The organism is Herbiconiux flava, from assembly GCF_013409865.1.
Taxonomy (GTDB): Bacteria; Actinomycetota; Actinomycetes; order Actinomycetales; family Microbacteriaceae; genus Herbiconiux; species Herbiconiux flava.
In genome coordinates this window covers 3,467,483-3,487,799 of sequence record NZ_JACCBM010000001.1, presented here as the reverse complement: position 1 = coordinate 3,487,799, position 20,317 = coordinate 3,467,483, and the positions used below count along the sequence as shown (strand labels likewise).

Annotated in this window: 21 protein-coding genes; 14 read left to right on the top strand and 7 right to left on the bottom strand. The window is 72.6% G+C overall.

Annotation, left to right across the window (positions count from 1 at the left end; genetic code table 11):
• Positions 1-89: 89 nt before the first annotated feature.
• The 3 genes from BJ984_RS16655 to BJ984_RS16645 are packed head-to-tail and all read left to right on the top strand — an operon-like array spanning position 90 to position 3,441.
• Positions 90-1,214, top strand: a complete 1,125-nt coding sequence (locus tag BJ984_RS16655) for a Gfo/Idh/MocA family protein (protein ID WP_218870618.1) — start codon at positions 90-92, stop codon at positions 1,212-1,214.
• The gene (locus BJ984_RS16650; protein WP_271206515.1) at positions 1,211-2,422 is read left to right on the top strand and encodes a dihydrodipicolinate synthase family protein; all 1,212 of its coding nucleotides are present in this window, start codon (positions 1,211-1,213) and stop codon (positions 2,420-2,422) included. Before BJ984_RS16655 ends, BJ984_RS16650 begins: the two co-directional genes overlap by 4 nt.
• Positions 2,419-3,441 carry a sugar phosphate isomerase/epimerase family protein gene (locus BJ984_RS16645; RefSeq protein WP_179548953.1) on the top strand — a complete coding sequence of 341 codons (1,023 nt, stop codon included), beginning with the start codon at positions 2,419-2,421 and terminating at the stop codon, positions 3,439-3,441. The genes BJ984_RS16650 and BJ984_RS16645 overlap by 4 nt, the downstream gene beginning before the upstream one ends.
• 10 nt (positions 3,442-3,451) lie before the next feature.
• On the opposite strand, the gene BJ984_RS16640 is transcribed toward BJ984_RS16645, so the two are convergent.
• Positions 3,452-3,937, bottom strand: a complete 486-nt coding sequence (locus tag BJ984_RS16640) for a BLUF domain-containing protein (protein ID WP_179548952.1) — start codon at positions 3,935-3,937, stop codon at positions 3,452-3,454.
• Between the two features lie 23 nt (positions 3,938-3,960).
• Positions 3,961-4,803 carry an aldo/keto reductase gene (locus tag BJ984_RS16635; protein WP_179548951.1) on the bottom strand — a complete coding sequence of 281 codons (843 nt, stop codon included), beginning with the start codon at positions 4,801-4,803 and terminating at the stop codon, positions 3,961-3,963.
• Positions 4,804-4,981: 178 nt separating this feature from the next.
• Between BJ984_RS16635 and BJ984_RS16630 the strand changes: the two genes are divergently transcribed.
• The 6 genes from BJ984_RS16630 (at position 4,982) to BJ984_RS16605 (ending at position 9,606) form a co-directional block, all read left to right on the top strand.
• Positions 4,982-5,197, top strand: a complete 216-nt coding sequence (locus tag BJ984_RS16630; RefSeq protein ID WP_179548950.1) for a hypothetical protein — start codon at positions 4,982-4,984, stop codon at positions 5,195-5,197.
• 136 nt (positions 5,198-5,333) lie between these two features.
• Entirely contained in the window at positions 5,334-5,879 is a 546-nt protein-coding gene (locus tag BJ984_RS16625) for a putative immunity protein (RefSeq protein ID WP_179548949.1), read from the top strand.
• A gap of 100 nt (positions 5,880-5,979) precedes the next feature.
• The gene (locus BJ984_RS16620; RefSeq protein WP_179548948.1) at positions 5,980-6,819 is read left to right on the top strand and encodes a helix-turn-helix transcriptional regulator; all 840 of its coding nucleotides are present in this window, start codon (positions 5,980-5,982) and stop codon (positions 6,817-6,819) included.
• Between the two features lie 108 nt (positions 6,820-6,927).
• Positions 6,928-7,854, top strand: a complete 927-nt coding sequence (locus tag BJ984_RS16615; protein ID WP_179548947.1) for an SDR family oxidoreductase — start codon at positions 6,928-6,930, stop codon at positions 7,852-7,854.
• Between the two features lie 160 nt (positions 7,855-8,014).
• A complete protein-coding gene (locus tag BJ984_RS16610; protein WP_179548946.1) occupies positions 8,015-9,193 on the top strand; it encodes a MalY/PatB family protein in 1,179 nt (392 codons plus the stop codon).
• Positions 9,194-9,264: 71 nt separating this feature from the next.
• The gene (locus BJ984_RS16605; RefSeq protein WP_179548945.1) at positions 9,265-9,606 is read left to right on the top strand and encodes a carboxymuconolactone decarboxylase family protein; all 342 of its coding nucleotides are present in this window, start codon (positions 9,265-9,267) and stop codon (positions 9,604-9,606) included.
• A gap of 79 nt (positions 9,607-9,685) precedes the next feature.
• Here the strand turns inward: BJ984_RS16605 and BJ984_RS16600 are convergent, their stop codons facing one another.
• The 3 genes from BJ984_RS16600 to BJ984_RS16590 all read right to left on the bottom strand — a co-directional run bounded on the left by BJ984_RS16600 (position 9,686) and on the right by BJ984_RS16590 (position 11,345).
• Positions 9,686-10,054, bottom strand: coding sequence for a VOC family protein (locus BJ984_RS16600; protein WP_179548944.1), 369 nt, complete (start codon positions 10,052-10,054; stop codon positions 9,686-9,688).
• Between the two features lie 32 nt (positions 10,055-10,086).
• A complete protein-coding gene (locus BJ984_RS16595) occupies positions 10,087-10,569 on the bottom strand; it encodes a helix-turn-helix domain-containing protein (protein ID WP_179548943.1) in 483 nt (160 codons plus the stop codon).
• A gap of 158 nt (positions 10,570-10,727) precedes the next feature.
• Positions 10,728-11,345 (bottom strand): N-acyl homoserine lactonase family protein, encoded by a 618-nt coding sequence (locus BJ984_RS16590; RefSeq protein ID WP_179548942.1) that lies wholly within the window; start codon positions 11,343-11,345, stop codon positions 10,728-10,730.
• Between the two features lie 66 nt (positions 11,346-11,411).
• Here BJ984_RS16590 and BJ984_RS16585 point away from each other — a divergent pair, with 66 nt between their 5' ends.
• Positions 11,412-11,882 (top strand): hemerythrin domain-containing protein, encoded by a 471-nt coding sequence (locus BJ984_RS16585; protein ID WP_179548941.1) that lies wholly within the window; start codon positions 11,412-11,414, stop codon positions 11,880-11,882.
• Between the two features lie 119 nt (positions 11,883-12,001).
• Positions 12,002-13,375 carry an MFS transporter gene (locus tag BJ984_RS16580; protein ID WP_179548940.1) on the top strand — a complete coding sequence of 458 codons (1,374 nt, stop codon included), beginning with the start codon at positions 12,002-12,004 and terminating at the stop codon, positions 13,373-13,375.
• 75 nt (positions 13,376-13,450) lie between these two features.
• Here BJ984_RS16580 and BJ984_RS16575 read toward each other — a convergent pair whose 3' ends face one another.
• Positions 13,451-14,164 (bottom strand): IclR family transcriptional regulator, encoded by a 714-nt coding sequence (locus tag BJ984_RS16575; RefSeq protein ID WP_179548939.1) that lies wholly within the window; start codon positions 14,162-14,164, stop codon positions 13,451-13,453.
• A 176-nt stretch (positions 14,165-14,340) separates the two neighbouring features.
• Here BJ984_RS16575 and BJ984_RS16570 point away from each other — a divergent pair, with 176 nt between their 5' ends.
• Positions 14,341-16,290: an FAD-binding monooxygenase gene (locus tag BJ984_RS16570; protein ID WP_179548938.1), complete on the top strand. Its 1,950-nt coding sequence runs from the start codon at positions 14,341-14,343 to the stop codon at positions 16,288-16,290.
• On the opposite strand, the gene BJ984_RS16565 is transcribed toward BJ984_RS16570, so the two are convergent.
• Positions 16,271-17,923 (bottom strand): thiamine pyrophosphate-binding protein, encoded by a 1,653-nt coding sequence (locus BJ984_RS16565; protein ID WP_179548937.1) that lies wholly within the window; start codon positions 17,921-17,923, stop codon positions 16,271-16,273. The two genes, BJ984_RS16570 and BJ984_RS16565, sit on opposite strands and share 20 nt — an antisense overlap.
• Before the next feature lie 163 nt (positions 17,924-18,086).
• Here BJ984_RS16565 and BJ984_RS16560 point away from each other — a divergent pair, with 163 nt between their 5' ends.
• Both BJ984_RS16560 and BJ984_RS16555 read left to right on the top strand, forming a co-directional pair.
• Complete coding sequence (locus tag BJ984_RS16560) at positions 18,087-19,592, top strand: fumarylacetoacetate hydrolase family protein (protein ID WP_179548936.1); 1,506 nt, start codon at positions 18,087-18,089, stop codon at positions 19,590-19,592.
• The gene (locus tag BJ984_RS16555; RefSeq protein ID WP_179548935.1) at positions 19,589-20,314 is read left to right on the top strand and encodes a GntR family transcriptional regulator; all 726 of its coding nucleotides are present in this window, start codon (positions 19,589-19,591) and stop codon (positions 20,312-20,314) included. Before BJ984_RS16560 ends, BJ984_RS16555 begins: the two co-directional genes overlap by 4 nt.
• Positions 20,315-20,317 lie beyond the last annotated feature (3 nt).

Below are 20,317 nucleotides of genomic sequence, written 5' to 3'. Positions count from 1 at the left end.
GGCAGAGTCGAATTACCTGGAAAGCGCTTTCCGCACGGAGAGCCCGAGAGAACGGAAACGACGTGTCGACGCAGACGCTTCGCATCATCATGAACGGCGTCACCGGGCGCATGGGCTACCGCCAGCACCTGGTGCGCTCGATCCTCGCCATCCGCGACGACGGCGGCATCCTGCTGCCGAACGGCGACCGGCTCACGGTCGAGCCCGTCCTGGTCGGCCGCAGCGCCGAGAAGCTGGCCGAGCTGGCCGCCCTGCACGGCGTCGCCGAGTACACCACCGATCTGGCCGCCGCCCTCGCCGACGAGACCGCGACCATCTACTTCGACGCCCAGGTCACCAGTGCCCGCAAGGACGCCATCCTGCAGGCCATCGCCGCCGGCAAGCACATCTACACCGAGAAGCCGATCGCGAACACGGTCGCCGACGGCCTCGAGCTCGTCGCCGCGGCCGAGCAGGCCGGCGTCATCAACGGCGTCGTGCACGACAAGCTCTACCTGCCGGGCCTCTTGAAGCTCAAGCGCCTGATCGACTCGGGCTTCTTCGGGCGCATCCTGAGCGTGCGCGGCGAGTTCGGGTACTGGGTCTTCGAGGGCGACTTCCTGCCCGCGCAGCGCCCCTCCTGGAACTACCGCGAGGAGGACGGCGGGGGCATGACCCTCGACATGTACTGCCACTGGAACTACGTGCTCGAGAACCTCTTCGGCCGCGTCGAGGCGGTCTCCTCCAAGGCCGTCACCCACATCCACGAGCGCTGGGACGAGCAGGGCAACCGCTACGAGGCCACCGCCGACGACGCCGCCTACGGCATCTTCGAGCTCGAGGGCGACATCATCGCGCAGATCAACTCGAGCTGGGCGGTGCGGGTCGACCGCGGCGAGCTGGTCGAGTTCCAGGTCGACGGCACCCTCGGCTCGGCGGTCGCCGGCCTCTTCGGCTGCAAGGTGCAGCCGCGGGTGAACACCCCGAAGCCGGTCTGGAACCCCGACCTGCCGACCGACCAGGACTTCCCCTCGCAGTGGACGCAGATCCCCGACAACCAGGAGTTCACCAACGGCTTCCGGGCGCAGTGGGAGCAGTTCCTGCAGGACGTCGCCGCCGGCCGCCCGCACCCCTACGACCTGGCTGCCGGCGTGCGCGGGCTGCAGCTCGTGGACGCCGGGCTGCAGTCGTCGAACGAGGGGCGTCGCGTCGAGATCCAGGCGGTGTCGTCGTGACGCTCGTGAGTGCCGGCAGCAGCGCCGGCACGGGCACGGGCACCGGCACCCGCCTCGCGCTGCCGACCGCCGGCGGGTGGCGCGAGATCGAGCTGAACGAGCCGCGGGCATGGGCCGCGCATCCGTCGCCCTACACCTCGCGGGTCGCGTTCGCCGCCGCCCACGTGGTGGCCGACCCGCACGGCGACAACGTGCCGGGCGCGCCCGCCGCGATCGACTGGGACGCCACGCTGGCCTTCCGCCGCCACCTCTTCGGCTACGGCCTCGGCGTCGCCGAGGCGATGGACACCGCGCAGCGCAACATGGGGCTCGACTGGCCCGCGATCCAGGAGCTCGTCACCCGCAGCGCAGCCCAGGCTCAGGAGTTCGGGGCCCGCATCGCATCGGGTGCCGGCACCGACCACCTCACGGTCGCCCCCGGTGTGGCAACGCTCGCCCAGGTGCAGGACGCCTACCTCGAGCAGGTCGCCTTCGTCGAGTCGACGGGATCCCAGGTCATCGTGATGGCCTCCCGGCACCTCGCCGCGGCGGCCACCGGGCCCGAGGACTACCTGGCCGTCTACGACCGCATCCTCTCGCAGGTGTCGGAGCCCGTCGTGCTGCACTGGCTCGGCGAGGCCTTCGACCCGCAGCTGGCGGGCTACTGGGGCACGCGCGACGTGGCGGCCGCGACGGCGACGTTCCTGTCGCTGATCGAGACCCACGCGGCCAAGGTCGACGGCGTGAAGGTGTCGCTGCTCGACGCCTCGCACGAGATCGGGCTGCGCCGGGCGCTGCCCGCCGGGGTGCGGCTCTACACGGGTGACGACTTCAACTACCCGTCGCTCATCCGGGGCGACGAGCAGGGTCACTCGGATGCTCTGCTCGGCGCGTTCGCTGCCATCGCCCCCGCCGCCTCGGCCGCACTCGCCGCGCTCGACGACGGCGACCTCGCGCGCTACGACGCCGAGATGGCGCCGACGCTGGAGCTGTCGCGCCACATCTTCGAGGCGCCCACCTTCTACTACAAGGTCGGCATCGCGTTCACGGCGTGGCTGACGGGTGCGCAGAGCGGGTTCCAGATGGTGGGCGGGCTGCAGTCGGCCCGCAGCCTGCCGCACCTCGCGCGCATCGTGGAGCTGCTGAACGAGGCGCGGCTGCTGCCCGATCCGTCGCTGGCGGCGCACCGGTTCGGGCTGCTCGCCGAGACGCTGGGGGCGTCGCGATGAGTGTGCAGCAGAATGTCGAGCTGTCTCCGGATGCGCGTGGTGGCGCATCCGGAGCCACCCTTTCCGAGGGCTCTGTCGGCGTCGACAGGGCGGGGGTCGCTTTCGCGGCGGACGCCGTCGCCGACACGCCCTCCCTGGACGTGCCCAGCGGGCTGGCGGCCCGCGTGCCGACGCCCCTGCCCGGCGACCCGCGGCTCGCGCGCCTGTCGCTGAACCAGCGCACCACCGCGAACTGGACGCTGCGGGAGGCCATCGACGGCTCCGTCGCCGCCGGTCTCGGTGCGATCGGGGTCTGGCGGGAGCCGCTCGCCGACGTCGGGCTCGACACCGCCGCCGGCTGGATCGCCGACTCCGGCCTGCGCGTCTCGAGCATCTGCCGCGGCGGCTTCTTCACCGTGATCGACCCGGCCGCCCGCCGCGCCGCGCACGACGAGAACCTGCGGGCGCTCGACGAGGCGGCGGCGCTGAACGCCCCCACCCTCGTGCTCGTGCCGGGCGGCCTGCCCGAGGGGTCGAAGGACCTCGTCGGTGCTCGCACCCGCGCGGCGGAGGCCATCGCGGAGCTCGCCCCCGAAGCACGCGCCCGCGGCGTCGTGCTCGGCATCGAGCCGATGAACCCGATCTTCGCCGCCGACCGCGGGGTCGTATCGACCCTCGGCCAGGCGCTCGCCTTGGCGGAGCCGTTCGCGCCCGAGGAGGTCGGCGTGGTCGTCGACACCTTCCACCTCTGGTGGGAGCCGGGCGTGCTCGAGCTCGTCGCCGGCGCGGGGGAGCGGATCGTCAGCTACCAGGTCTGCGACTGGATCACGCCGCTGCCCGCCGACACCCTGCTCTCGCGGGGCATGATGGGCGACGGCCACATCGACTTCCCCGCGTTCACGCGGGCGGTCGCGGCCTCGGGCTATGCGGGCGACGTGGAGGTGGAGATCTTCCACGCCGACGTCTGGGCGGCGCCCGGCGCGGAGGTCGTGGCCACGATGGCGCGGCGCTACGCCGAGCTCGTGGAGCCCTGGCTCTGAGGCTCGCCGGTCAGGCGAGGGGCGTCGCGGTGTTCGTCGCGACGTCCTTCTGCGCGCCCTTCGCCGTGCTCTCGAACCAGGCCATCAGCTCGCTGAGGGCGCGCACGGCGTCCTGGGAGTCCTCGTCGTCGTCGCTCAGGCCGAAGGCACTGAGGTAGCCGGGGATCTCGTCGGGCGGGGTCGACTCGTGCGGCACGAAGCCCATGGTCCAGTCGGGGAAGCGGCGCTCGCTGAGCCCCTCCTCGAGCAGCACCAGCACCTCGGCGTGCCGCGCGTCGCGCGCGATGACGGCCATCCGCTCGCGCACGCCCTCGGCGGGCCCTTCGAGCACCTGCAGGAAGCGGCCGTCTCGGTAGAGCAGCATGCCGGTCACCTCGCTGCCGGCGTTGTTGCGGCGGCTCACTTTCAGCAGCTCGACCAGGTCGGCGTCGCTGAACGGCACGGTCGCTCTGCTGGAGTAGATGATCGACAGCACGGCGTCTCGGTCACTGGCCATGCCAGCAGTCTAGCGAGCGCGGGTCACTGCTCCTCGTGCGTCTCCGGGTCGCCGCCGAAGAGCCGTCCGTCGGGCCTGCCCAGCGCGGTGATCGCGGCGACCTCATCGGCGGAGAGCTCGAAGCCGAACACGTCGAGGTTCTCGGCCTGGCGCGCCGGCGTGGCGCTCTTCGGGATCGGCACGCTGCCGAGCTGCACGTGCCAGCGCAGGATCACCTGCGCTGGCGAGACCCCGTGCCGCTCGGCCGCGGTGACGATCGCCGGATCGTCGTAGCGGGCCGCACCCTTGCCGAGCGGGCTCCACGCCTCGGTGACGACGCCGAGCTCGGCGTGCACCGCGCGAAGCTCCTCCTGCGGGAACGACGGGTGCAGCTCGATCTGGTTGACCGCCGGCGTCACCCCGGTGGCTTCGATGATCGTGCGCAGGTTGCCCGCGGTGAAGTTGCTGACACCGACCGAGCGGATGACGCCCTCCTCGCGGGCCTGCACGAGCGCCTCGTAGGCCTCGACGAACTTCCCAACGCTCGGGTTCGGCCAGTGGATGATGTAGAGGTCGAGGTAGTCGAGCCCCAGCCGCCAGAGCGACTCGCGCACCGCCTCGCCCGCCTGCTCGCGGGCGTGGTACCGGCCCGGCAGCTTCGACGTGACGAACAGCTCCTCGCGCGGCACCCCGCCCCGGCGGATGCCCTCGCCGACCGCTCCCTCGTTCTCGTAGTTGAACGCGGTGTCGATCAGACGGTAGCCGGTGCCGATGGCGGAGGCCACCGCATCCGCCCCCTTCTCGCCGCGCAGCGGGTAGGTGCCGAACCCCAGCGCGGGGATCGGTCGGCCGTCGTTCAGGGTCAGCGTGGGAGCGAGCTCGGTCATCCCCCCACGCTATCCCCGCGCCGGTGGAAGTGGGCCGCCGCCCGCCCCTGCTGTCTCGAGGGGGCACCGTCTGCGCCGTCGTCAGCGTCGCTGGACGTGGGGTGTGCATCCGCGTTTCTCGCTCGACAGTCGTCGAGGATGGAGGGACGGCACGTCGAGAGGCAGAGGAGGAAGAGACATGGAACCGGTCTGGATCGACATCATCGCCCTGGTGGCGTTCGTCGTGGTGGTCGTGGTGGCTCTGGTCGTGCGGCGGCGCATCCGTGGCCGGCACGAATACCGGGAGCCGGTCGTGCACCCCGCGGATCGGCCCGACCACTCGCAGGATGCGCGGGCGGCGATGGCTCGGCGGATGTCCGACCGCACCGGGTTCGGGGCCGGCGGAGGCGTCTGACGGCAGTGGGCTGCGGCGGTGGTGGCGCGGCGGTGGTGGTGCGGCGGTGGTGGTGCGGCGACGTGCGGTGGGCTCTTGCAACGGTGGCGCGGCGCCGGTGGTGGCGCGGCCACGGAGGGTCTGACAGGCTTCGGGCATGCCCTCACCGCAGACCCTGAGCGAGAGCGACCGGAGACTCGTGGCGGCCTGGGCGGCCGACTGCGCCGAGCGCGTGCTGCCCCTGTTCGAGGCCGAGGCGCCCGGCGACGATCGCCCGCGCGACGCCATCGCACGGGCTCGGGCCTTCGGCCGGGGCGAGCTGGACGCGGCGGGTGAGATCCGGCGCCGCTTCGTCGCGAACCGGGCCGCGCAGGCCGTGTCCTCGCCGGCGGCGCGAGCGGCCGCCTGGTCGGCGGGGCAGGCATCGGGGGTGGCGCACATGGGGGCTCATGCGCTCGGTGCGGCGGCCTACGCCGCCAAGGCCGCGGCGCCCGCGGCGGGTGATCACGGTCTGCCGGGCGCGGCAGCGGCCGAGCTGGCCTGGCAGCTCGAGCAGACGAGCGGGCCGGTGCGCCACGCCCTCCGGCAGCTGCCCCTCCTCGGCGCCGACACGTCGGGCCCGCTCGGCGCGGGGCTGCTCGCGACGGGACTGCTCGGCGAGAGCATCCGCTGGTTGCAGGAGTCGCTCGCTGGGGAGCGGTGACGTCGACCGGCGGGACCGCCGGCGCGAAGGGGTGGATCGGGAGGCCGTGGTTGCGCCGGTCGAGGTGTTGTAGAACTGGGCCGAGAGGGGGTGCGGAGTCGTGATCGATCGAGCAGGGCTGGCCGCGTTCCTGCGGCACCGGCGGGAGTCTCTGCAGCCCGAGGACGTCGGGCTGCCCCGCGGCGCCCGCCGGCGCACCGGGGGCCTCCGCCGCGAGGAGGTGGCGGCGCTCAGCCACATGTCGACCGACTACTACGCGCGCCTGGAGCGCGGCACCGGCCCGCACCCCTCCGAGCAGATGATCGCGGCGATGGCGCAGGGCCTGCACCTCAGCCTCGACGAGCGGGATCACCTGCTCCGGCTCGCCGGGCACCGGCCGCCCACGCGCGGAACGGCGAGCGACCACGTCAGCCCGGGTCTGCTGCGCATCCTCGACCGGCTGACGGACACCCCGGCCGAGATCATCACCGAGCTGGGGGAGACGCTCCGGCAGACCCCGCTCGGCGCCGCGCTCACCGGTGACGCCACGGAGCGGCGCGGCGACGATCGGGTGCTCGGCTTCCGCTGGTTCACCGATCCGGCCGCCCGGGAGCCCTATCCTCCGGAGGAGCAGCGGCAGCTCTCCCGGCTCTACGCCTCGGGCCTGAGGGAGCTCGTCGCTCTGCGCGGCCCCGGCTCGCGGGCGGCCGAGCTCGCCATTCTGCTGCAGGGCGACGCCGGGTTCCGCGAGGTGTGGGAGGCGCAGGAGATCGGTGTGCGACCGCCCGAGCTGAAGCGCTTCCGGCACCCCGAGGTGGGCCTGCTCGAGCTGAACTGCCAGACCCTCGTCGACCCCGATCAGGGGCATCGTCTGCTGGTCTACACGGCCACGCCCGGCAGCGAGAGCCACGAGAAGCTGCAGCTGCTCGCGGTGGTCGGGTCGCAGCGGCTCGCGCCGTAGCTCAGGCACGCCCTGCGCAACCGTGGATCCCCAGGCACTGGATGCGCATCCCGAACCGTTCGACGATGGGGGAACGCCGACCTGGCGACCAGACCCCCGGAGGACCCCGTGTCACGTACCCACGATCTCGCCATCCCCGACCAGACCGGACGGCTCGCCGTCGTCACCGGCGCGAGCGACGGCATCGGCCTCGTCATCGCGACCCGGCTCGCCCGGGCGGGCGCCGACGTCGTCATGCCTGTTCGCTCGGCGCAGAAGGGCGAGGCGGCGGCCCGGCGCATCCGTGAGGCCGTCGAGGGCGCCCGGGTGAGCACGCGGATGCTCGGCCTCTCCTCCCTCGGATCGGTCGCCGCCTTCGTCGCCGAGCTGACGGCCGAGGGGCGCCCGATCGACGTGCTGGTGAACAACGCCGGCGTGATGCGCCCGCCGCAGCGCCAGGTGACGACGGACGGCTTCGAGCTGCAGATGGGCACGAACCATCTCGGCCACTTCGCGCTCACGCTGGGCCTGCTGCCCCTCCTGCGCGAGGGCGGGGCGCGGGTCACGCACCAGACCAGCGTGGCGGCCCGCAGCGGATCGATCGACTGGGACGACGTCGACTCCGAGCGCGACTACGACGTCATGCGGGCGTACTCGGCCTCGAAGATCGCCGTCGGACTGTTCGCCCGGGAGCTCGACGCCCGCAGCCGCACGAACGACTGGGGCATCCGCAGCACTCTCGCCCATCCCGGGATCTCGCCGACCAACCTGCTCGCGGCCCAGCCGGGTCTCGGCCGGGACCGCACCCCGCCCGAGCGACGCCTGATCGGCGTGCTCGCCCGACTCGGCATCGCCGGCACGCCCGAGAGCGCCGCCCTGCCCGCCCTCCTAGCCGCCACCGCCCCCGACGCCCGTGCCGACCGCCTCTACGGCCCGAAGCGCACGATCGGGGGACCACCGTCCGAGCGGGAGCTGTGGAAGCCGCTCCGCGACCTCGCCGACGCACGCCGGCTCTGGCAGGTGTCGGAGGGGCTGGTCGGCATCACCACGCCCTGACACCGACATCCCGAGAGGGCCTCGCCGTCGCATTGCGCAACACTCGGGCCGGGCAGTGGGGGGAGCGGCGAGGATGCTGGGGGCGGGCATCCGCCGACCGCATCCGCACCTGCACCCGCACCCGTACCTGCCTGCACCTGCACCCGCACCGAGACGAGACATGCACCGGTTCGACCAGATCACCGCCGACCACCTCAACGTGCCGTCGAGCCGCAAGTGGAGCCTGAACCCCGGCACGATCGGCGCCTGGGTCGCCGAGATGGACTTCGGCACCGCCCCCGCCGTCACCGCCGCCCTGCACCGCGCACTCGACGAGGGCGTGCTCGGCTACCTCGCCCCGGCGACGGCGCACGAGATGGCCGAGGCGACGGCCGAATGGATGCTCGACGCCTACGACTGGCGCGTCGACCCCGCCCGGGTGCACCACGTCTCCGACGTGATGGCGGCCCTCGGCGTGGCCGTGACGGCGTTCTCGCCGCCGGGCTCGGCCGTGATCGTGCCGACGCCGGCGTATATGCCGTTCCTGACATATCCGCCGACGCTCGGGCATCCGGTGATCGAGGTCCCGGGGATCGTCGTCGAGGACGAGGTGGGCGGCCCGCGCTGGCGGCACGACCTCGACGCGATCGACGCCGCCTTCCGCGCGGGGGCCGGCACGCTCATCCTGTGCAACCCGCAGAACCCCACCGGCACCGCGCTCGACCGCGCCGAGCTCGAAGCGATCGCCGAGGTGGTGGAGCGGCACGGCGGGCGGGTGTTCGCCGACGAGATCCATGCGCCGCTGCGGTTCGACGGGCGGGCGCACATCCCCTACGCGACCGTCTCGGAGGCCGCGGCCGCCCACTCGATCACCGGCACCAGCGCGTCGAAGGCCTGGAACCTGCCCGGCCTCAAGGCCGCCCAGCTGATCACCACCAACGACGCCGACGAGTGCCGGTACGCGCGCTTCGGCTTCGCCGTGCAGCACGGGGCCGCCACGCCGGGCGTGATCGCCGCGACCGCCGCCTACCGCTCGGGGCGGGAGTGGCTCGGCGAGGTGGTCGACTACCTCGACGGCAACCGCCGCCTGCTCGGCTCGCTGCTCGCCGAGCACGCCCCAGGCGTCGGCTACGCCCTGCCCGAGGCGACCTACCTGGCCTGGCTCGACTGCCGCTCGCTCGACCTCGGCCCGGGCGCCTCGCCCGCCGCCCTGCTGCGCGAGCGCGCCGGCGTCACGGTCACCGACGGCGCCCTCTGCGGCGCCGGCTACGAGGGCTTCGTGCGCCTCGTTTTCGCGATGCCCCGCCCGCTGCTGCGCGAGGCCACCCTGCGAATAGCGGATGCCCTGGCCGCCCCCTGACCGCCGCCCACCCGCCCCGCCGCCACGCGCCGGGCCGAATCGCTCATCACCCGACACCTGGAGGAACCCCCATGGCCGACTACTTCGACCGCACCGCCGACAAGACCTTCACCGCCGTCTACAAGAAGGAGACGCCCGACATCCTCGCGGCGTTCGCCGCCTTCGACAGCGCCGTCTTCCAGCCGGAGGGCCGCGAGATCCCGCTGAAGTACCGCGAGCTGATCGCGCTCGCCGTCGGCATCACCACGCAGTGCGTCTACTGCATCGACGCCCACAGCCAGAACGCCGTCAAGGCCGGCGCCTCCGAGGGTGAACTCGCGGAGGCCGCCTGGGTCGCCACCGCCATCCGCGCCGGGGGCGGCTACGCGCACGGCCGCCTCGCCTTCAAGCTCTCGGGCGCGCACGAGCACTGAGGGGCACGGCAGCCCCTGGGGTGGTGCCGCCGCGCATCCGGAACCCGCAACGGCACGCGGGCACGGGCCGTTCGAGCCGTCAGTCGTTCGGCGCGACGAGGCAGAACGGATGCCCGGCCGGATCGAGATACACCCGGAACGTCTCGGTGACCGACCCCGTCGCCGCCGCCCCGATCGCGAGCACGGCCTGTTCGCCGGCGTCGAGATCGTCGACCTTGACGTCGAGGTGGATCTGCTGCGGGACCAGCTGACCCGGCCACTCGGGCGCCCGGTAGTCGTCGACCAGCTGGAACGCGAGGAGCGGGCGGCCGGTCGCGCCGGGCGGCAGCACCTCGGCCCAGTCGGGATCGTCCTGGACGATCTCGCCCCCGATCAGCTCGGCGTAGAACCGGGCGAGGGCCTGGGTGTCGGGGCAGTCGAGGACGACGACGTCGAGGGTTCCGATCATGCGCCACACCCTAATCCTCCCGACGCGTCTTGTCAGCGCCGCCGGGCGCTCGAGAGCGGGTACTTCGCGTCGAGGCGCGGATTGATGACGGAGTTCAGCAGGAAGCGGGCGAACAGGCTCCCGGCCGCCCAGTACGCGCCGATCGCCAGGAACGCGATACCCGGCACGATCTGTGTGGCGACCAGGACGATCACCACGAAGGTGAGCAGGATGCCCACACCCGTGTAGAGCGAGCGGTAGCCGCTGACCGCGGAGTCACGCTGCGCCTGCTGCACGGCCGAACGGTCGTCGAGGGCGCCGACGGCCGCCCCGAAGTCGACGTCGGACACCGCGGTGAAGAGCTCGCCGACGGTGACGCCGAGGGCTTTGGCGACCATCGAGAGCGTCTCGAGGCTGGCGTCCTGGCCACCCTCCAGCCGCTGCACGGTGCGGACGGCGACGCCGCTCTCGGCGGCTAGCTTCTCCTGGGTCCAGCCGCGCTCCCGGCGGAGGGTGATGATGCGTGTCTCGTTCATGGCTGCAACGCTAGGGGTGAGCATCCTGGCGACGCCACGACACCGACCCGCCAGTCGCCCGCCAGTGATGTGACAGCAGCACGACACCCGCATGATCCCGGGGGCCGGAGTGGCTGGGCTGTCGCGCGATCCCGCGGCGGCAGCGGGATCGAGGGGGTCTAGGGGGTGGGGGTCCAGGGTTCGGTCTGGTGCGCGAGCCAGGCGCGGCGCGGGGCGAGCGAGCGCACGAGGCGCTGGCCCTCGGTGGTGGGGGAGTCGAGCTCGCCCGACCAGACCGCGGTGTCGCCGACGATCGCGACCAGGCCCTGCGGGGTGTCGACGACCACGATCTGGGAGCCCGGGGTGTGGCCGGGGGCAGGGAGCAGGCGCACGCCGGGGAGCAGCTCGAGCTCGCCGTCGACCTCCACGTACTCGACGCCCGGGGCGTCGACCCACTCGCGGATCGTGTAGTCCTCGAGGGTGCGGGCGTCAGTGAGCTCGCGGCGCTGCACGTAGACGGGCCGGCCCGCGAACAGGTGGTTGCCGCCGCAGTGGTCGAAATGCAGGTGGGTGTTGACGACGGCGGTGACGCGCGAGAGGTCGAGTCCCTGCTCGGTCAGCGGCTCCAGCTGCGGGTCCATGTCGGCCGCTGCGGGGTGCAGCTCGGTCAGTCCGGTGTCGACGAGGATCAGGCCGTCGGGATGCGCGACGAGGTGCACGTACACGGGCAGCCGCTCCTCCCCGGCCAGGAGCGTGGCGACGCGGACGGGGGTGACGGTGATGGTGCTGTCGGTCATCCTGAACTCTTCCTCACCGGGCCCGAGCGCCCACCGCAGGCATGTGGACACTGTACACTGAACGACGTGACCGAGCACGACACGACCAGGCTCGTCGCCTGGAGCGCCGAACTCCGCGCCGTTCATGCGCGCATCCGGGACGCCCTGCGGGTGACCCGCGAGGCCGTGCGCGACGGGGGCGAGGTGCAGCAGGCCGGCCGGGATCTGCTCGTCTACTGCCACGGGTTCTGCGCGGCGCTCGACGCCCACCACCGGGGCGAGGATCGCGCGCTCTTCCCCGCGATCGAGAAGGAGCACCCCCACCTGGCGCCCGTGCTGCGCTCGCTCGAGCGGGATCACGGGATGATCGCCCACCTGCTCGGCGGGCTCCGGGAGGCGGTCGACGCTGCCGCCCCTCCGGCGGAACTGGGTCGTCATCTCGAAGGCGTTGCGGCGATCATGGAGAACCACTTCCGCTACGAGGAGCGGCGACTGCTCGCCGTGCTGGAGGATCTCGACCTGCGCGAAGCGGTGCCCGACGTGCTGGGGCCGCTCTAGCGCAAACCCCCTTCTCCTCGTACTCGAAATCGTATATCATCGGCGCATGACCCGAACGGGTGGCGCATCGGGGCGCCAGTCCGCACGACGACGATGTCCCGGGTCGAAGGAGATCACGCATGAGTACCACCGGGCTCACCCCCACCGGGTCCCTGGCGAGCGTCGGCGACCGCCGTCGCGTCGTCTTCGCCACCGTCATCGGAACCACCGTGGAGTGGTACGACTTCTTCATCTACGCCTCGGCCGCCGGCCTGGTGTTCAGCCAGCTGTTCTTCGAGCCCGCCGGCCAGCAGGCGGCCATCCTGCTGTCGTTCGCGACCGTCGGCGTGAGCTTCCTGTTCCGTCCGCTCGGCGCCTTCCTGGCCGGCCACTTCGGCGACAAGTACGGCCGCCGGGTGGTGCTCGTGCTGACGCTCATCCTGATGGGTGCCGCCACGGCGTTGATCGGCCTGCTGCCGACCTTCGCCCAGATCGGCGTCGCGGCCCCCGTGCTGCTCATCCTGCTCCGCATCATCCAGGGCATCTCCGCCGGCGGCGAGTGGGGCGGCGCGGTGCTGATGGCCGTCGAGCACGCCCCCCGCGCCAAGCGCGGCCTCTTCGGCGCCTCGCCGCAGCTCGGCGTGCCCCTCGGCCTGCTGCTCGCCTCGGGCGTGATGGCGCTGATGGCCGTGATCGCCCCGGGCGACGCCTTCCTCGAGTGGGGCTGGCGCGTGCCGTTCCTGCTCAGCATCGTGCTGATCGCCATCGGCTACTGGGTGCGTCGCCGCGTCGAGGAGAGCCCCGTGTTCGCCGAGATCGCCGAACGCAAGGTCAAGTCCCGGATGCCCATCGTGCAGCTGTTCCGCAAGCACACGCTGCTCGTGATCATCGCCGCACTGGTGTTCGCCGGCAACAACGCCGTGGGCTACATGACCACCGGAGGCTACATCCAGAACTACTCCACCAACCCCGACGGCCCGATCGGCCTCGAGCGCGGACCGGTGCTCTGGGCGGTGGCGGGCAGCGCGGTCACCTGGCTGCTGTCGACGTTCTTCGCGGGCTGGATCTCCGACCGCATCGGCCGCCGCACGACCTACATCGTGGGCTGGGTGCTGCAGCTCGCCGGCGTGTTCGCCCTGTTCCCGCTGGTGAACACGGGCACGGTCGGCGGTCTCTTCGCCGGTGTCGCGATCCTGACCATCGGTCTGGGGCTCACCTACGGCCCGCAGGCGGCGCTCTACTCCGAGCTCTTCCCGGCGTCCATCCGGTTCTCGGGCGTCTCGATCTCGTACGCGATCGGCGCGATCCTCGGCGGCGCCTTCGCCCCGACCATCGCTACGGCGCTGGTGCAGGCGACGGGCACCACCTGGTCGGTCACCTGGTACCTGGCCGGGATGACCGTGGTCGGCCTGATCGCGACGCTCCTGCTGCGCGACCGCAGCGGCATCCCGCTCGGCCCCGACCACGAGGCGGAGCAGGAGGTCAGCCCGCTCTACGGAGCGAAGCGCGCCTGACCGGGAGGGCTGAACCGGCTCGGCGGGCCCAGCCCGCCTGACGGGGACGGTGCGGGCGGGCATCCACCCGCCGCGTCACCCGCCGAGCGCCGCTCGCACCGCGGTGGCCGATCGCATCAGCCGGTCGGCCACCGCGGCCGCGTCGTGCCCGCCGGGCAGATGCACGGCCGCGATCGCCGCCGGAGCCCGTCCACGCAGCGCCAGCGGCACTGCCACCGCGTGCAGGCTCGGGATGACCTCGTTCTGGCTCTCGGCCCAGCCCCGCACCGCGGCCTCGTGCACCTCGCCGGCCAGAGCTGCGCCGAGGCCGGCCGGCCAGGCGGCGGGCCGCAGCTGCGTGAGGATCGCCTTGCCCGGCGCCCCGACACCGACCGGATGCCGCGTGCCCGGCCGCTGGGCGACGGTCGCGACGGCGTGCCGCGGCTCCACGCTGACCAGTGTCACGCACTCGTCGTGGTCGAGCACGACGAGGAAGCAGGTCATGGCGAGCTCGTTCGCGGCCGCCGTGAGCTCGGGCAGCACCTCGGCCTGCAGATCGTGCGCGACGCCCGCGGCCAGTGCGGCGAGCGCGGCGCCGAGCTGCAGTCGCCCGGCCGCGTCGCGCCCCACGAGGCCGTGCTGCTCGAGCGTGCGGATGAGCCGGTAGGCCACCGAGCGATGCACGCCGAGTGCCGCCGCGACGTCGTCGATCGACTGCGGCTCGAGGCGGTCGGCGAGCAGTTCCAGGATGCGGATGCCGCGGTCGAGGGTCTGCGACGTGGCGCCGTTCGTGCCGTCGGATGCGCTCATGCTGCTCGTGGCTCCAGATCTCTAGTCGGCCGTTGCCTCGAGTGCCATTGCCCCGAGGGCGGCAGCGAGCTACCATCGCGTGAGCGATAGTCGAACCGTGCGTTCGATTATCGAACATACCCTCCTTGCACACCGAAGTCGAGGGGGAAGGTCGACGAAGACGGAGCACCCATCGCATGCAGTTCCACCACCACGGCTACGTATCCGGCGATCCGCGCATCGCCCCGGCGGCGGGCACCGGCATCGACCGCCCCGCCCTGCTGCCCGACGAGGTCGACGTGCTGATCGTCGGCTCGGGCCCGGCGGGGATGATCCTGGCCGCCCAGCTGGCCCAGTTCCCCGAGATCCACGCCCGGGTGATCGAGCGGCGTCCCGGCCGGCTGGCGATCGGGCAGGCCGACGGCATCCAGGCCCGCAGTGTCGAGACCTTCCAGGCCTTCGGCTTCGCCGAGCGCATCACGGCCGAGGCCTATCAGATCAGCGAGATGGCCTTCTGGTCGCCCGACCCGGCCGACCCGAGCCGCATCCACCGCTCCGCCCGGGCCGTCGACGACGCCACCGGGGTGAGCGAGTTCCCGCATCTGATCGTCAACCAGGCGCGGGTGCTCGACTACTTCGCCGAGGCGATGCACGACGCACCGGCGCGAATGGAGGTCGACTACGGCTACGAGTTCGTCACCCTCTCCGTGGAGGAGGGGCACGGGCATCCGGTCGCCGTCACCCTGCGCGAGACGGCCGGCGAGCGGGAAGGTCTCGAACGGCACGTACGGGCCAAGTACGTGGTGGGCTGCGACGGTGCCCGGAGCGGCGTGCGCGAGGCCATCGGCCGCACCCTCGTCGGCGCCTCGGCGGCGCACGCCTGGGCCGTGATGGACACGCTCGCCGTGACCGACTTCCCCGACATCCGCACCAAGTGCGCGATCCAGTCGCAGGCGGGCAGCATCCTGCACATCCCGCGCGAGGGCGGGCACCTGTTCCGCATGTACGTCGACCTCGGCGAGGTGGCGGCCGGCGACAACGGGGCCGTGCGCCGCACCACGGTCGAGACGGCGATCGCGAAGGCGAACGCCATCCTGCACCCCTACACGCTCGACGTGAAGGACGTGGCCTGGTACAGCGTCTACGAGGTCGGCCATCGCCTCACCGACAAGTTCGACGAGGTGCCCGAGGGCGACGACCGCTGCCCCCACGTGTTCATCACGGGGGATGCCTGCCACACCCACAGCGCCAAGGCCGGGCAGGGCATGAACGTCTCGATGCAGGACGGCTTCAACCTCGGCTGGAAGCTCGGCCACGTGCTGACCGGGCGGGCGCCCGAGGAGCTGCTGAAGACCTACTCCGCCGAGCGCCAGGTGATCGCCAAGAACCTGATCGACTTCGACAAGGAGTGGTCGACGCTGATGGCGAAGAAGCCCGAGGAATTCGAGAACCCCGAGGAGCTGGCCGACTTCTACGTGCGCACCGCCGAGTTCCCGGCGGGGTTCATGACGCAGTACCCGCCGTCGATGCTGATCGGCGGGACGGAGCACCAGGCGCTCGCCGAGGGCTTCCCGGTCGGCAAGCGCTTCAAGTCGGCGCCGGTGGTGCGGGTGGCCGACGGGAACCCGATCCATCTCGGGCACCATGCCCGCGCCGACGGGCGCTGGCGGCTGTACGCCTTCCCGGCAGCGGCGTCGGCGGGTGGGCGCGAGGCCCTGGGGGAGTGGGCCGAGTGGCTCGAGCACGCCCCCGACTCGCCGCTCATCCGCCACACGCCGGTCGGCGCCGAGGCCGACAGCGTGTTCGACGTGAAGGTCGTCTACCCCGAGCCGCACGTCGAGGTCGACATCTCCACGGTGCCCCCGGTCTTCCTGCCCCGCACGGGCCCGTTCGGCCTGATCGACTACGAGAAGGTCTACGCGGCCGACTCTGCAGAGAGCATCACGACGCTCCGGGGGCTCGACCCGGCCACCGGATGCGTCGTGGTCGTGCGCCCTGATCAGTACGTCGCGCACGTGCTCCCGTTGACCGCCATGGCGGAGCTCTCGGCGTTCTTCGCCGGGGCGATGCTCGAGGGCGGTGCCGGGAGCCAACCCGGGGCCGAGGCCGAGGCTGCGGCCGCGAGCCTCAGCGGCTCACGCGGATGATCTCGTGCTGGTAGGGCGCGACCACCGCGCCTGAGATGCGCAGGTCGAGCAGCAGGAAGGGCCGCTCGTTCGCCGGTCGGGCGGCCCACTCGCCCAGTACGTCGAGGTCGGCGAGCGTCTGCACCACGACACCCTGGGCGCCGACCGCTCCCGCCAGGGCGGCGAAGTCGACCTCCGGGATGCGCATCGACTCCTGAGCGAGACCCTTCCGTCCGTAGACGTGCACCTCGGCCCCGTAGGCGGCATCGTTCCACACCACGGCGACGCCGCGGCCGGCCGCCACGCGCACGGCGCTCTCGAGATCGGCGAGCGCCATCAGGCCTCCGCCGTCGCCGGTGGTCAGCACCACGGTGGCGTCGGGCTTCGCCATGGCTGCGCCGGGCACGCTCGGGAAGCCGAGCCCGATCGACTGGAACGCGGTGCCGACCATCATCAGGCGGTCGGGGGAGGCGACCGGCCAGTACATGTTGGCCCAGCCGATGAAGTGTCCGCCGTCGGAGACGACCACCCGGTCCTCTGGCAGGAGCTCGCCGATCCGCTGTGCCGCCGAGCGGGGGTCGAGCCGCCCGTCGGGGGCGAGCTCGTCGCCGGGCTCCTGCTGTCGGGCGGCCGCGACGTCGACCGACTCCCGCCAGCCGCTCGGGGTCGCGCCGCGCTCGCGGAGGGCACGCACGAGCGCCCGGGCCACCTCGGCGGCGTCACCCCGCACGAAACCGCTCACGTGGGCGTGGCTCGCGGTGGGCGCCACGTCGACCTGCACCACCCGGGTGCCGGGCGCGAAGAGCTCGCCGAAGCGCATCGTGAACTGGTTCAGCGAGGCCCCGAGCACCACGGCGACGTCGGCCTCGCGCACGAGCTCCATCGCGCCCTCGGCTCCGAAGCCCCCGGTGACGCCGAGGTCGTGCCATTGATCGGGGAAGACGCCGCGCCCGAGCGCGGTGCTGGCCGTCAGCGCTCCGGTGGCGTCGGCGAGCTCGCCGAGCGCCTCGCCGGCACCGGCCAGCCAGGCGCCCCGGCCGGCGAGCAGGAACGGCCGGCGGGCACCCGCGAGCAGCTCCGCCAGGCCGGCTACGGCCGCCTCGGCGAACGGGCCGGGCACCACGAGCGGGCCGGGCAGCGACGGCTCGGCCACCGCGGGCACCTCACCGGCCTCGAGGGCGGCGACGTCGTAGGGGATGGCCAGCACGGTGGGCACCCGGTAGGTGAGGGCGTGCTCGACGGCGATCACCGTCGTGGCCGCCGCGTCCATCCGGCCGACCGTGTAGGTGCGGGCGCCGACGGCGGCGGCGAGGGCGATCTGGTCGACGTCCCAGGAGCGCGGGCCGGAGGTCGGCTCGTCGCCCACCACGAGCACGAGCGGCACCTTCGCCTGCACGGCCTCGGCGAGGGCGGTGAGTGTGTTGGTGAAGCCGGCGCCGTAGGTGGCCGTGGCCGCCGCGAGCCCGCCACCGGCGCGATGGAAGGCGTCGGCCGCGACCACCCCGCCGGCCTCGTGACGCACCGCGGTGAAGCGGGCGGAGGTGTGCTCGAGCAGGGCGTCGAGGAAGTAGGCGTTGCCGTTCCCCATGATGCCGAACACGTGGTCGACGTGGTGGGCGAGGGTGAGGGCGACGTGGGCGGAGACCGACGGCATGACGAGCCTTTCGAGACAGGGACGGGAGGTTTCCGTATGTGTCTCGTTCGCCGCGACGGACGGACTTCGTGCCCCTTTTTCGAGCACCGGTCGGCTTCGACCAGACGGTGCGAGTATAGCGTCGGGACTGGGAAAAGTGTACTAAATAATATACGATCGGCCCATGACTGACGAAGCCGTCGCCCCTGCCCCGACGTTCGAGCCCGCCCGGTCGTTCGACCCCGCTGGGCGCGACCGGCCCGGCAAGGTGATCGCCCTGCACCTGAACTACCCGAGCCGCATCGCCCAGCGCGGCCGTACCCCCTCGCAGCCGTCCTACTTCCTGAAGCCGTCGACCTCCGTGGCGGCGAGCGGCGGCGTCATCGAGCGCCCGCTCGGCACCGAGCTGCTGGCCTTCGAGGGCGAGATCGCCCTGGTCATCGCCAGGGAGACCCGACGGGTCTCCCGCGAGGAGGCCTGGGCCCACGTCGCCGCCGTCACCGCGGCGAACGACTTCGGCGTCTACGACCTGCGCTGGGCCGACAAGGGCTCGAACCTCCGCTCGAAGGGCGGCGACGGCTTCACCCCGCTCGGCCCCGCCCTCGTCGACGCGGCGGGGCTCGACCCGGCAGCCCTGCGCATCCGCACCTGGGTCGACGGCGCCCTGGTGCAGGACGACCGCACCACCGACCTCGTCTTCCCCTTCGCCCAGCTGGTCGCCGACCTCTCCGAGCTGATCACCCTCGAGCCCGGCGACGTCATCCTCACCGGCACGCCTGCGGGGTCGAGCGTCGTCGGGCCCGGCCAGGTGGTCGAGGTCGAGGTCGATGCTCCGGATGCTCCGGGCGCTCCCACCAGCGGTCGGCTCGTCACGCGTGTCGTCGAGGGCGCGGCGCCCACCGGAGCCCACGGTGCCGGCCCGCAGATCGACGAGCTGCAGCGCGCGGAGGCCTGGGGCAGCCGCGAGGCGGCCGGACTCCCGCCCGTCGAGGCCCCCTTCGAGCTCACCGACGAGCTGCGCGCGAAGCTCGCCTCGGTCGGCACGGCCACGCTCAGCTCGCAGCTCCGCAAGCGCGGTCTCGACGAGGTGACGATCGACGGTGTGCGGCCGACGCGCCCCGGCACGAAGATGATCGGCCGGGCGCGCACCCTGCGGTTCATCCCGAACCGGGAGGACCTGTTCGCCGCGCACGGCGGCGGATACAACGCGCAGAAGCGCGCGTTCGACTCCCTGAGGCCCGGCGACGTGCTCGTCATCGAGGCGCGCGGCGAGGCCGGTACGGGCACGGTGGGAGACATCCTGGCGCTGCGGGCGCAGCAGCTCGGCGCGGCCGGGATCGTGACCGACGGGGGCATCCGGGACATCGCGGCGGTCACGGCGCTGGACATCCCGGCGTACTCGCAGGGCGGGCATCCCGCCGTGCTCGGCCGGCGGCACGTGCCGTGGGACGTCGACCTGACCATCGCGTGCGGTGGCACGGCCGTGCAGCCGGGCGACGTGATCGTCGGCGACGACGACGGCGTGCTGGTCATCCCGCCCGCCCTCGTGGCCGAGATCGCCGACGCCGCCATCGAGCAGGAGCGCGAGGAGGCGTGGATCGCCCAGCAGGTCGCCCGCGGCGAGGGCGTCGACGGCCTCTACCCTATGAATGCGGCATGGAAGGCGCGCTACGAGAAGGAGACCCGATGACGACGAGTGCCACCCGCGACGATGGACCGCCCGCCCGGACCGCGTCGAGCACGGAGACCGCGTCGAGCAAGTCGGAGCAGGCCTACGCGTTCATCAAGGAGCGCATCCGGAACGGCAGCTACACGCCGGGCTTCCGCCTCGTGCTCGGCCCCATCGCCAAGCAGCTGGGTGTCAGCGTCGTGCCCGTCCGCGAGGCCATCCGCCGGCTCGAGGCCGAGGGCGCCGTCACCTTCGAGCGCAATGTCGGAGCGCAGGTCGCGATGGTCGACGAGCGCGAGTACTTCTACACGATGGAGACGCTCAGCCTCGTGGAGGGAGCGGCCACCGCGCTCTCCGCGCCGTTCGTCACCGCCGGAGACTTCGCCGAGGCGCGTGCCGTGAACGCGCAGATGGCCGACTGCCTCGACCACTTCGACCCGCACCGCTTCACCGAGTTGAACCGCGCCTTCCACGCGGTGATCTTCGAGCACTGCCCGAACCCGCACGTGCTCGACCTCGTGCACCGCGGCTGGGACCGGCTGGCCGTGCTGCGCGACTCCACCTTCAGCTTCGTTCCCGGTCGCGCGCGGGAGTCGGTCGCCGAGCACGAGAGCCTGCTCCGGCTGATCGAGTCGGGCGCCCCAGCACTCGAGATCGAGCTCGCTGCGCGGGCCCACCGCACCGGCACGCTCGACGCCCTGCTGTCGTACCAAGCCGACCATCACGCCGCACCGCGACGCTGAGAC